A 12660-nucleotide genomic window follows, 5' to 3' on the forward strand; every position below is an offset into this window, starting at 1 on the left:
GCTTCGCAGCGTCCGCCCTTCACGTTGAACGAGAAACGGCCGGGATCGTAGCCCCGTTCCTTCGATGCCGGCACGCCCGCGAACAACTCGCGGATCGGCGTAAAGAGGCCGGTGTAGGTCGCGGGATTCGAGCGCGGCGTGCGGCCGATTGGTGATTGATCGACGTTGATCACCTTGTCGAAGTGTTCCAGCCCTTCAATGGATTCGTAGGGCGCCGGTTCGGCGGACGAACCGTACAGATGCTGGGACACCGCGTGATACAGCGTGTCATTGATGAGGGTGGACTTGCCCGAGCCGGACACGCCCGTCACACAGGTCAGTAATCCAACCGGCAGATCGAGCGACACGTGCTGCAGATTGTTACCGTAGGCCTCGATGATCCGCAGCCGCCGTTCGTCCGGCGGCGTGCGGTCGGTCGAATAGCTGATGCTTCGTTTCCCCGATAAATACTGTCCGGTCATCGAATTCGGGTCGTTCTCGACGTGCTTCGCCGTTCCTTGCGAGACAATCTCGCCGCCGTGCACGCCCGCGCCCGGACCCATGTCGACCACATAATCGGCCATGCGGATCATGTCTTCGTCGTGCTCGACCACGATCACCGAATTGCCGATGTCGCGCAGGTGCTTGAGCGTGGCGATAAGCCGGTCGTTGTCACGCTGATGCAAGCCGATAGACGGTTCGTCGAGCACGTACATCACGCCCGTCAAACCGGAACCAATCTGCGATGCCAGCCGGATACGCTGTGCCTCGCCGCCGGAGAGCGTCTCGGCGCTACGTTCCAGCGACAAATAGTCCAGTCCGACGTTATTCAGGAACGTGAGCCGCGCGACGATTTCCTTGATGACCCGATCGGCGATCTCGCCTTTCGCGCCTTCCAGGTGCAGCGTGTGAAAGTAACCGAGCGTCTCGCGCAGCGGCCAGCCGCTCACTTCGTAAATGGCTCGCGCGTTTTCGCCCGTGCCCAGTTTGACGTTGCGTGCCTCGGTCCGCAGTCGCGTTCCTTCGCACGCCGGGCACGCCTGATTGTTCTGATACTTCGCCAGTTCCTCGCGGACCGCCGCCGAATCCGTTTCTTTGTAGCGGCGTTCCAGACTCGGAATGATCCCTTCGAATGCATGCTCGCGGACCGTCGTGCGACCGCGCTCGTTAATGTACGAGAACGGGATGACCTCTTTGCCGGAACCGAACAGCAGGACCTTGCGGACGTTTTCCGGCAGATCCTCGAAGGCGCCGTCTATGTCGAAATCGAAAAACGACGCCAGGCTTTGCAGCATCTGGAAATAGAACTGGTTGCGCCGGTCCCATCCTTTTACCGCGCCCGCCGCGAGCGACAGCGACGGATGCGCGACCACCCGCTTCGGGTCGAAGAACGTGATCTGGCCGAGGCCGTCACATTCAGGGCACGCGCCCATGGGATTGTTGAACGAGAACAGCCGTGGCTCGAGTTCCTGCAGCGAGTACGAACAGATCGGGCAGGCGAATTTCGAGCTGTACAGGTGCTCTTTCTCCGAATCCATTTCAAGCGCGATCGCGCGGCCATCGGCGAGACGCAACGCGGTTTCGAACGATTCCGCGAGCCGTTGCTTCATGTCCGGCCGCACTTTCAACCGGTCGATAACAACATCGATAGTGTGTTTGTCGTTCTTCTTCAGCTTCGGCAGCGACTCGATCTCATAGATCTTCGCGACGCCTTCGTTTGCCGTTCCCCCGCCCGAACGCACGCGAAACCGGATGAAACCCTGCGCCTGCATGGCTTCGAACAACTCGAGGTGCTCGCCCTTGCGATCCGCGACCACGGGCGCGAGGATCATCAGCTTCGTTTCTTCGGGCATGGCGAGCGCGGCGTCGACCATTTGCGACACGCTTTGCGCTTCGAGCGGAATGTGGTGGTCCGGACAATGCGGCGTACCGACGCGTGCAAATAGCAAGCGCAGGTAGTCGTGAATCTCGGTGACGGTGCCAACGGTGGAGCGCGGATTATGCGAAGTCGCTTTCTGCTCGATGGAAATTGCCGGCGACAATCCTTCGATCAGGTCGACGTCGGGTTTCTCCATCAACTGCAGGAATTGACGCGCGTAGGCGGACAGACTTTCGACGTAGCGGCGCTGGCCTTCGGCGTAGAGCGTGTCGAACGCAAGCGACGATTTCCCCGAACCCGACAAGCCCGTAATCACGATCAGCTTGTGACGCGGCAAGTCGAGATTGATGTTCTTAAGGTTGTGGGTGCGAGCCCCACGAATACGAATTTCTTCCATGAACCGGGCGGAAAGTAAGGGGGCTAAACCTGCTACTATAACGACTTTTCGAGGGGGCGTTGCCCGCGCCCGTCGGCGTTAATCAAGCATGCGGCGGGGTTGCGAAGGGTGCTGGCGGATTACTGATGGTCCACTAATGGCCCACTCATAGTCGATTTAAGCGGCGCTCGAGCAACCTTCGCGCGAATTTTGCGTGTGAGCCGGGCGCAGGTTTGAAGCAGGTCCAGACGCCTCGGCCACCTGTCTCATATAGTGCCGTTCCGGGCAACCACAAGGCGGCCGTGCTTGAGTTCCGCGTCCGCGCGCACGGCCAGACGCGTTTCCACATTACCTCGTCCCGATGTCCAATCCGTCTGCTACGTCCACACGTTTGAGCGCGCCCGAGTTGCGTGCGACCGTGTCGCTTGCCGCTATCTTTGCGTTGCGCATGCTTGGTCTCTTCATGATCATGCCGGTGTTTTCGATCTACGCGAAAACCATCCCCGGCGGCGACAACGTGCTGCTGGTCGGCATTGCGCTCGGCGCTTATGGGGTCACGCAATCGCTGCTGTACATCTTCTATGGCTGGGTGTCCGACAAGCTCGGGCGCAAGCCGGTCATTGCGTTCGGCCTGATCGTGTTCGCTATCGGCAGCTTCGTGGCGGCGGTCGGCCATTCCATGACGTGGATCATCGTCGGCCGGGTGATCCAGGGCATGGGAGCGGTATCGTCGGCGGTGATCGCGTTTATTGCTGACCTGACCACGGAAGAAAATCGTACGAAAGCCATGGCCATGGTGGGCGCGAGCATTGGTGTCTCGTTCGCGGTGGCCATCGTGGGGGCGCCAATCGTGTTCCAGTGGGTCGGCATGAGCGGACTGTTCACGCTGATCGGGTTTTTATCGATACTCGCGGTCGGCGTCGTGATCTGGGTCGTCCCGGACGCGCCCAAGCCGCCTGTGCACGTGAAAGCGCCGTTCGCCGAAGTGCTGCACAACGTGGAATTGCTGCGCCTGAATTTCGGAGTGCTCGTGTTGCACGCCACTCAAACCGCGTTGTTTCTCGTTGTACCGCGCATCCTGGAAGCCGGCGGTTTGCCGGTCGCAGCCCATTGGAAAGTCTATTTACCCGTGATGGGCCTGGCATTCGTCATGATGGTGCCGGCCATTATTGCCGCTGAAAAACGCGGAAAGATGAAGGCCGTGATGGTCAGCGCCATAGGTCTTATCCTGATTGGCCAGTTGTTACTCGGCGCCGCTCCGCATACCCTGTGGGCAGTGGCCGCGGTTTTGTTCGTGTACTTTCTGGGCTTCAATGTGCTGGAAGCGTCGCAGCCGTCGCTCGTCTCCAAACTCGCGCCTGGCACGAGGAAGGGTGCGGCGGCAGGCGTCTACAACACAACACAGTCTATCGGCCTCGCCATTGGCGGGGTGATCGGCGGCTGGCTGCTGAAAGTAGACGGGCAGAGCGCTGTATTTTTCGCGTGCTCGGGGTTGGTTTTTGCATGGCTGATCGTAGCGGTGAACATGAAACCGCCGCCGCAGAAAGTCCGGCGCACGGCTTGAGCGGTAGTCGTTTTTTGTCGGGCGTATTTCGCCGTGTTGGCGAAATCTTGCCGCAGCGTGGTGCATGTGGTTTGCTGGTTTGCAGGTCTTGCTGAACAGGTTGACTGCCACCGCGTGTCGCGTTGCGAACGCACAGCATCAGGTCAAATTGAATTGAATTGAATCAACAGGAGAAATTCATGGCATCCGTCAATAAAGTCATTCTCGTCGGCAATCTGGGAGCCGATCCGGAAACCCGCTATCTGCCGAGCGGCGACGCCGTGGCCAACATCCGCCTTGCCACCACCGATCGTTTCAAGGACAAGACGTCCGGCGAGATGAAGGAGCTGACGGAATGGCATCGCGTGTCGTTCTTCGGGCGGCTGGCCGAGATCGTGAACGAATATTTGAAGAAGGGCTCGTCGGTGTATATCGAGGGCCGCATCCGTACGCGCAAGTACACCGATCAGGCTGGCGTGGAGAAGTATGCGACCGAGATCGTCGCCGAGCAGATGCAGATGCTGGGTGGACGCAGCGGCGCAGGCGGTGGCGGAGGTGGCGATGAAGGCTACAGCCGTGCGCCGGCAGAGCGCGGTAGTGGCGGCGGTGCGAGCCGTGGCGCTGCAGCGGGCGGGCGTCCGGCAGGCGGCGGCAACGCAGGCGGCGCAAGCCGTCCGAGCGCGCCGGCGGGCGGCGGTTTCGACGAAATGGACGACGATATTCCGTTTTAAAACCTACTTAGAGTAATTTTTGTTGATTAGAAAGCCCGCCCCCTGCGGGCTTTTTGTTGTGCGCACGTCGAGCTGGCGAGCGACCGGTCGACGGCGTTCGGTGCCACGTGTCGAGGCGCGGCACAGATCAGCGGTGGTGTTGGCCGAATAAGCGTTGCAATCGCGCTACGCGCGAGCGGTCGCGCTTGCGATCGCTGAAAAATAAAAGACCAAGAAAAAATGTCCGATATGAAACGCTAGGCGTCTCAGCACTCACTTCGCTTGCTCCAGCGCACGACCCCGGGATAAAGCGATTTCTACCCGTTTCGTCACGGAGATAAGCGCGTGGAGAGGTGTCCGTGCCACTCAGTGACGAATCTCTACAAAGCACAGCTTTCGTCCACCCACTCTTTCGGCAGGTACATATTGCCGTCCTTCGTACGCTTATAGAATTGCTAATTCAGAAACGAACTAGAGCGTTGTTTCTAAATCGAGAGGATTAGGATAATACGTATAGAACCGTAGGCTATTTGAAAACTACTCTGACCCACGTTGAACCCGCGTTCGAACATGCCGGCCACGAGTTGCGCATAGCAGGCAAAAGCCACAGTTAAGCCAGGCAAACGAGCGCATCGACCCGCGCCGCAATAAGACGAGTCTCAGAAGTGATGCGCGGTCTAGCAGGAACATTGAGAGTGTTCCTATATAGAGCGGCTTACCGCCGTGTTCTTATGTGCAACGGCGCATTGCCAAAATGATCGTTGCCAGTCGGCGCGGATTCGACCCGAAGTGGACACAAAAAAACTGAGAGGCAGCATTGAAACTTCGAATCGTTCTGGCAGACGACCATCCATTCGTTTTGCTCGGCATTCGAGCGACGTTCGGCATGGATGAAAATCTGGAAGTCGTGGCCGAGGCTGCGAGCGCCGCAGAGCTGCTGCGGCTGTTGGCCTATACCCCGTGCGACGTCCTGGTGACCGACTTCGCCATGCCCGAGCAAGGCTCGCAGGCAGAAGACGGCCTGCGGCTCATCAAGCGCTTGCGGCGAGACTGGCCGGCCATCAGCATTGTCGTGCTGACCAGCATGAGCAACGTCGCCATCCTCCGTTCGATCCTGGCCGCTGGCGCAATGAGTTTGCTGAACAAGGTTGAGTCCATGGACGAGCTTGCGGTCGCGGTCAAGTTTGCAGGCGTTGGACGCCGTTACCTGAGCACGTCAATTGTCTCAGCGCTGGCGGTGGCCGGAGCAGAAACGGACACGCTTGGAGAGAGCCCGCGTCTTTCGCCGCGAGAGATCGAAGTCGTGCGGATGTTCGCGAGCGGTTTGTCGATCACCGAAATCGCGCGTTTCATGAAACGCGATGTTCGCACGATCAGTCGTCAGAAGCGCGATGCCATGGGCAAACTCGGGGTCCAGAACGACCCTGGATTATTCGCGTTTGCACGCGCACACGGGTTGACGTGATGTTGCAAATTGCGAAAGGCTTTCGGAGGCATCTTATGTTGATGACGGCGCTGATCAACGATCCTTCAGCGGGCCGTACAAGCACCGGTAAATTGAAACCCGCCGCGAGCGGACGCATCACCTGGGCGAATTTCGGGTTAGAAGGGGTTAGTAAATGATTGCGTTCACTCAACGAATCAAATTGGCGGTAGCGGACGATCATCCATTAGTTGTTCTTGCCATCGAGCGCCTGATCGCCAATGTGCAGAACATTGAAATTGTGTGCCGCGCGCAGGATTCAACCGGACTGGTGGAAGCACTCGAGAAGCAGGAATGCGACGTTGTCATCATGGATTTCTACATGCCGGGCGGCGAGCATGGCGATGGTATCGACTTGATCAAATACATCGTCGAATATCATCCGAAAGCGGCAATCGTCGTTTTATCCATGACAACGGATGCTGACCTGATCGCGCGTGCGCTTGATGCGGGCGCTAACGCGGTGGTCAGCAAGCAGGACCGGCTCGAGCTCGTCTATGTGGCGATCGTGACGGTGCTCGCGCATGAGGATTACCTTGGACCCTCAGTGCGGGCACTGCTCGCAGATGCGAGTTCGGCAAACCGGGTGGATCTCATTCGACAGAAACTCACGCGCCGTGAACTTGACGTCATTGCCCGCTATGCGCGCGGCGGCAATGTCACCGAAATTGCGCGCGAACTCGGCCGCAGTGTCAAGACAATCAGCGCGCAAAAATGCGCCGCCATGCGCAAGCTCGAGTTATCGACGGATGCCGAGCTTTACCGGTTTGCATTCGACAGTGGCCTGGTCCAGGCACAACGGCTAAGGGTTTAGCCAACGGCATTAAAAGCCGTCGCAATACAAGTACGACTTGTATACATCAGGTCCAGGAGACACGTGGGCCATCACGTACCAGGCGTAAAAAACAAAAATGGATTCGAAAATCCGGATTATCGTGGCAGACGACCATGCGGTCGTGCGAGAGGGGATCCGCATCTGGCTTGAGCGGGACCCGCGAGTAGAGGTAGTGGCCACGGCTGCAGATACCCAATCGCTCGCAGACGAAATAAACAGCTTTCCGTGCGAAGTCGTGATTTCCGATATTGGCATGCGGGGCATTAACGGTGAGAATAACGCCATCGGATTTCTTCGAGATTTCCTGAGGCAGACACAGCGGCCACGAGTGATCATTGTGACCATGATCGCGCAGCCCCAAATGCTGACAGCGTTGCTGGAGATGGGCGTGGACGGCCTGGTCGACAAGCGCGATTGCATGGAAGCGCTGAACCAGGCGGTTATCGAGGTGATCGATGGCGGACGTTTCGTCTCGAAGCACGCGGGGGCGCTCCTGGGCAACGAACTTGTCAATGTCACCGGTCGCGCCGGCGTACTGAGCGCCCGCGAATGGGAGGTTTTCCAGTTGTACGCGAGCGGCTTGTCGCTGATCAGCATTGCGCAACGTCTGGAGCGCAGCGTAAAAACCATTGGTACTCAAATGCGCAGTGCAATGCGTAAGCTCGGGCTGAGAAACGAAATGGAATTGATCGACTACTTGCGACAAATAGGTCTTACTTAGAGTTGAACCTTCGTCGACATTCCCTTCCCGCCGACACCATCAGAATCGAATAGCCAACGAACATTCGCCGATTGTTTCTCAGAAATGTTTAGGAATGCTCTGATTAAACCGGTGCACCTTTCGCTCCAGACTTGAACGCTTTACTCCGCCAACGCGCGTGATCCAGCCAGCCTTTTCGGCGCGGCAGGACGTGTGCCGGCCGAGGGCGATTTCAGACGGGGTGGCTGCATGTTCAAGAAACTGATAGGCGAGTGCCTGGGAAGTTTTTCGCTTGTTTTCTTCGGCTGCGGCAGCACTGCACTAGCGAGTGGCTACTTCCACCCGGACATGGGGCTCGTCTGCCAGGCGGTGGCCTTCGGCCTTGCGGCAACCACCCTTGTCTACGTTCTACGTCCAGTTTGCGCCGCTCATTTCAATCCCGCGGTTACCGTCGGATTCGCCATTGCCAACCGTTTTCCCGTGCGGGACCTGGCTCCGACCCTAGCTGCTCAGGTCGCGGGCGCGATCGCCGGCGGGTGGCTCTTATATATCGTTGCGAGCGGACGCCCGGGCGTCTCGCCTGATCTCATTACGTTCGGCGCGAATGGTTACGGAGTTCATTCGCCCGCAGGGTATCAGTTGCACGCCGCGCTGATCGTCGAGGCGCTGATGACCTTCGTGTTTGTCCTCGTGACGCTCTCGGTCGCGTCCGGCAGACACGCGCGTTTCAACGGCGCCGTGTTGATCGGGCTCTCGCTGACGTTGTGTTCCCTGCTCGCCATTCCCGTGACAAACGCGTCTTTGAACCCGGCTCGTTCCACCGGCGTCGCGCTCGTGGTGGGCGGCTGGGCGCTGGATCAGCTCTGGCTGTTTTGGGCGGCGCCTCTCGCGGGCGGCGTGCTGGCAGGCCTTATCCATCCCATGCTCCAGCGCAGCGCGTCGACCAAGAGCGAACCGCTGACGCGCGTGAGCCGTATCGACGGCGCGCTCGACAAGCAGTTGTCGTAACGAGCGCGAACATCATGTCCTCTCCCTCTATCCTCCGTCTGGTTCGCCTGATGACGCTGTTTGTGCTCATGTGGGCAGCATCAAGCGTTTCAGCCGAGCCTTTGCGTGTTGAACGCGCGACGCAAAGCACGCAAGACTATTCGACGCTGACCCGCGACGAACCCCAGGCTCGCCATTCAGAGCCCATGCCCGGGAACGCCGGTACCGAACAGTCGCATACGCTGAGCCTGAGCGCCGACGACCGCGCCTATTTGCGCTCGCTACCGCCTCTTACGCTGGGCGTCGATGCCAATTGGGCGCCGTTCACTTATGTGGATGCCAGCGGCGAGTCGAAAGGCATCGCAATGGCATATGCAACGTATCTGTCGAAGGCGCTGCATATCGATCTCGAGCGACGCGTGTATCCGGATTGGTCCGATGTGTCGAATGCCTTCGCCAGTGGCCAGATCGACATGCTCGCGACGACCGAGCGCGAGACGCCGCGTCTTGCCGGCGCAATCTCGACCGGATCGATGGCGGACTTTCCGCTTGTGATAGTCGGGCGGCCGGGTGAACCGGTGTTCAAGGGTATCGAGGAGGCGTTGTCGCGGCGGGTCGTCGTGACGGCGCGTCTGGCGGCTAGCGGGCGGCTTGGCAACTTGCCGTCGGGCGCCACGCTCATGGTCGCGCCCAACCTGGGTGCCGCACTCGACCGCGTGGCACGGGGCGAAGCGGATCTGTTCGTTGGCGATCTCGTTGCCGTCGATATCGCGCTGGCCGCGCGTTACGAGGACGAACTGAAGATCATCGGACCGGCCGGCAACTTCGAGCACATGAGTTTCGCGTTGCGTCCGGAATTCAGCCGGCTCGTGCCGCTGATGGACCGTGCGTTGAGCGCCATGCCCGACGCCGACAAACAGCGCATCCTCGCCGTCCGGCAGGCAGCGCTTGACCCACCGTCGAGCGGGTGGAGTGTCAGCGCCATGCGGTTACTGCCGGCGCTGATTGGTATAGGCGTGGTGCTGGCGGTCACGTTGCGCGCGTTCGTCCTCCTCCAGCGCGAAATGGCAAAGCGTGTGGAAACGGAGCAGCGCCTCGCTACGCAACTCAGCTTCCAGCAGACCATGATGGAAGTCGTGCCGTATCCGCTCGTCGCAAAGGATCGGGAGAATCGATACATAGCGGTGAATCGCGCATTCGAAAAGCTCCTCGGGTTGAAGCGCGAAGACGTCATAGGGCGCACGACGCTCGAGGTTCAATCGTGGGGAGCCGAAAACAGCCAGCGCCTGCATGATCTCGTGGACATGAGTATCGCGCACGGGCGGCGCGAGCAGGTCGAAATAGACTTTCGCAACCGCGAAGGCGCGCCGCGTCACGGACTCTTCTGGACCGGTGCATTTACGGCGGCGAATGGGTCAATGGCGGGTGTTGTCGGCACGATGGTCGACATCACGGATATCCGCGACGCCGAAATGCGGGCGCGAGAAAACGAACGCCGCCTGCATGACGTCACACGCTCGCTGCCGGCCGTCGTGTTTCAGTTGCGACGCGCGAAGGACGGGTCGTACAGCTTCCCGTACATCGGCGGCGATACGCGTCATTTATTCGGCACCGAACTCGCGACGCTCGGCAGCGACCAGGTCGCGGGTCTATCGCTGATTCACGCCGACGACAAGCGCGGCGTGCGCGACGCGATCGAACGCTCGGCGCTCACGCTCGAGCCGGTTCATACGGAGTTTCGCTCAATCGTCGATGAAGGCCGCCGCTGGGTTCGTGCGGATCTCGTGGCGCATCGCGAGGCGGACGGGGCGGTGGTCTGGAATGGCTATTGGGTCGACGCCAGTATTGAGCGCGCGCGGGCCGATGAACTCGCCGCGGCGCGCGATGCCGCGGAAGCGGCTTCCCGCGCCAAGGATGATTTTCTCGCGATGATGAGCCACGAAATCCGTACGCCCATGAACGGCGTGCTCGGACTGGTGGAAGTATTCGAGAACACGCCGCTCAATCCCGATCAATCGCAGATGCTTGGCATGATCCAGGATTCGGCGAGCGCATTGCTGCAGATTCTCGACGATCTGCTCGACTATTCGAAGATCGAGGCGGGGCGTCTGACCATTGAGTCCATGCCGATCGACCTGCGCGAACTGGTCGATAACGCCATCGGTTTGCTCGCGGGACGCGCGCACGAAAAGGGATTACGCGTGCGGGTGGATGTATCGCCGGATATTGCCGCGAGCTTGCGCGGCGACAGCGTGCGGCTGCGGCAAGTGCTGTTCAATCTGATCAGTAATGCCATCAAATTTACGATGAAAGGCGAGGTCACGCTCACAGTGAAGCTGGTCGGTAGCGCGCACGGCGTGCAGACTGTGGAACTGAGCGTGGAAGACACCGGAATCGGCATTGCGGCCGACGCGCAGGCGAGCCTGTTCGAGCCGTTCGTGCAGGCGGAATCGTCCACTACACGCCGCTTCGGCGGAACCGGCCTTGGTTTGACGATCTGTCACAAGCTGGTCGAACTGATGGGCGGAACACTGGAGCTGCAAAGTCAGGTGGGCGTCGGCACCCGAATGATCGTGCGGCTCGATATGCCGGTTGAGACGACGCACTATCAAATCGATGGCTTGCGAGGCAAGAGCGGGATTATTGCTATCGACGATCAGCGCGTGGCGCGCGCTCTGGTTGACTATGGCCAGGCGCTGGGCCTCAAGCTGGTAATCCGGTCGCGCGACGACGCCGCGCTGCGTGATCCGCGTACCTTCGATGGCATCGATCTCGTGTTTCTCAGCGAAACTCATCCCGAAGCTCTGCCGCTGAAAACGCGCGTGATTCACGTCACGGAGAAACCGAAGCCGACGGGTTATCGCATTCTCGACGACGACATTCGTGTCAGCGTCAATCCGATTTCCTGGCGTGGCCTGGGCGCTGCGTGCGTGGCCGCGTTGACGGGGTTGCCGCAGATTGTGTCGCGGGCGACTCGAGGTATCGATACAAACAATGAGCCACCCGATCGAGAGCGCGCTATTCGCATGGGGCGGCTTGTGCTTGTCGCAGAAGATCACCCAGTGAATCAGGAACTGATCCGCCATCAACTGTCGCTGCTGGGTTTTGCGTGCGACGTGGTGCAGGACGGTGTGGAAGCGCTGGCAGCACTGAAGCAGACGCACTACGGCTTTCTCATTACCGATTGCCACATGCCGAACATGACCGGGTATGAACTGGCGCGGCGCGTGCGCGCGAGCGAACTGGGGTTGTCGAAGAGATTGCCGATCCTGGGCATTACCGCGAGCACCGCGCCCGAGGAATTGTCCATGTGCCGAGACGCCGGCATGGACGATTGCTTCGTCAAGCCCACGCGGCTCGTCACGTTGCGCGACCACTTGAACCGATGGCGTGTCATGGACGGCGCACCAGCAGCGCCCGAACCGGTTGCTGTCGAGGAACCGGATGTTGAGACCATCGGAGCAGAAACCGATGAGGTTGATCTGCATTACATGACCCAGCTCTGGGGCAGTGAGACCACGGTCAAGGCGTTGCTCGACGCATTCGCGTCGTCGTTCCGCGATGATCTCGACTCGCTCAGGTCTTTGCTTAACGGCGGCAGCGTGGCGCAGTTGCGCGAGTGGCATCATCGCGTGATCGGAGCGGCTAGCGTGTTGCAGTATCGGCCGTTGCAGATTGCTCTTGAGAAATTCCGGCGCGACCTCCTCGACAAATCCGACGCACTTCGACGTGAAGATGGCGCAGTGTTGATCGCGCGCTGTGAGGTTCTGCTTGAGCAGATTGAAGCGCAATGCGCGGAAATGACTTGATGTTGGCGGGCTGGCGCGAAGGTCGGTTCATGTAGTGTTGTTCAGCTTACCGGTCGGATAAGCGCATGGCTATCGCACGCTGAAGGTTCGACCAGGCGATGCAAACAAATCGGGCCGATTCCAGCATACGTTGGATCGGCCCGTTTGCGCGGTATGTCCGCGCTTTGAGGTCCCTTAAAACAAAGCGTTCATCGCCGAGTCCTTCCTGAAATGCGCGAGCGAAAAATCAACGAATGAGCGAGTTTTTGCGGACACGTGACGGCGTCCTGGATATACCAGCGACACTTCCTTGTCAGCGTTATTCACCGAGTAGTCAGTGAGCAAACGCACGAGCGCACCCTGTTCGAGATCGGCCGCGA

8 protein-coding genes and 1 pseudogene are annotated in these 12660 nt (G+C 59.6%); 7 read left to right on the forward strand and 2 right to left on the reverse strand.

What is annotated here, in order from left to right:
* A partial coding sequence (gene uvrA / locus JWR14_RS06400; protein WP_299703271.1) for an excinuclease ABC subunit UvrA occupies positions 1 to 2255 on the reverse strand: 2255 nt, incomplete at its 3' end.
* 340 nt (positions 2256 to 2595) lie between these two features.
* Here uvrA and JWR14_RS06405 point away from each other — a divergent pair.
* From JWR14_RS06405 to JWR14_RS06435, 7 genes are all read left to right on the forward strand, one after another.
* Positions 2596 to 3798, forward strand: coding sequence for an MFS transporter (locus JWR14_RS06405; RefSeq protein ID WP_299703274.1), 1203 nt, complete (start codon positions 2596 to 2598; stop codon positions 3796 to 3798).
* Positions 3799 to 3977: 179 nt separating this feature from the next.
* Positions 3978 to 4508: a single-stranded DNA-binding protein gene (locus tag JWR14_RS06410; RefSeq protein WP_299703277.1), complete on the forward strand. Its 531-nt coding sequence runs from the start codon at positions 3978 to 3980 to the stop codon at positions 4506 to 4508.
* 796 nt (positions 4509 to 5304) lie between these two features.
* Positions 5305 to 5952 (forward strand): response regulator transcription factor, encoded by a 648-nt coding sequence (locus JWR14_RS06415; RefSeq protein ID WP_299703280.1) that lies wholly within the window; start codon positions 5305 to 5307, stop codon positions 5950 to 5952.
* Between the two features lie 154 nt (positions 5953 to 6106).
* A complete protein-coding gene (locus JWR14_RS06420) occupies positions 6107 to 6784 on the forward strand; it encodes a response regulator transcription factor (protein ID WP_299703283.1) in 678 nt (225 codons plus the stop codon).
* A gap of 97 nt (positions 6785 to 6881) precedes the next feature.
* Complete coding sequence (locus JWR14_RS06425) at positions 6882 to 7526, forward strand: response regulator transcription factor (RefSeq protein ID WP_299703286.1); 645 nt, start codon at positions 6882 to 6884, stop codon at positions 7524 to 7526.
* 228 nt (positions 7527 to 7754) lie between these two features.
* The gene (locus JWR14_RS06430; RefSeq protein ID WP_299703289.1) at positions 7755 to 8513 is read left to right on the forward strand and encodes an aquaporin; all 759 of its coding nucleotides are present in this window, start codon (positions 7755 to 7757) and stop codon (positions 8511 to 8513) included.
* A 14-nt stretch (positions 8514 to 8527) separates the two neighbouring features.
* Positions 8528 to 12301: an ATP-binding protein gene (locus tag JWR14_RS06435; RefSeq protein WP_299703292.1), complete on the forward strand. Its 3774-nt coding sequence runs from the start codon at positions 8528 to 8530 to the stop codon at positions 12299 to 12301.
* A gap of 174 nt (positions 12302 to 12475) precedes the next feature.
* Here the strand turns inward: JWR14_RS06435 and JWR14_RS06440 are convergent.
* Positions 12476 to 12660, reverse strand: a pseudogene (locus JWR14_RS06440) (LysR family transcriptional regulator); the annotation flags it as partial.

It is taken from the genome of Caballeronia sp., assembly GCF_028292365.1.
GTDB lineage: Bacteria > Pseudomonadota > Gammaproteobacteria > Burkholderiales > Burkholderiaceae > Caballeronia.

Coding starts and splice junctions, on each gene's coding strand:
- JWR14_RS06430 (WP_299703289.1), top strand. CDS start 7,755: ATGTTCAAGAAACTGATAGGCGAGTGCCTGGGAAGTTTTTCGCTTGTT.
- JWR14_RS06425 (WP_299703286.1), top strand. CDS start 6,882: ATGGATTCGAAAATCCGGATTATCGTGGCAGACGACCATGCGGTCGTG.
- JWR14_RS06435 (WP_299703292.1), top strand. CDS start 8,528: ATGTCCTCTCCCTCTATCCTCCGTCTGGTTCGCCTGATGACGCTGTTT.
- JWR14_RS06405 (WP_299703274.1), top strand. CDS start 2,596: ATGTCCAATCCGTCTGCTACGTCCACACGTTTGAGCGCGCCCGAGTTG.
- JWR14_RS06420 (WP_299703283.1), top strand. CDS start 6,107: ATGATTGCGTTCACTCAACGAATCAAATTGGCGGTAGCGGACGATCAT.
- JWR14_RS06410 (WP_299703277.1), top strand. CDS start 3,978: ATGGCATCCGTCAATAAAGTCATTCTCGTCGGCAATCTGGGAGCCGAT.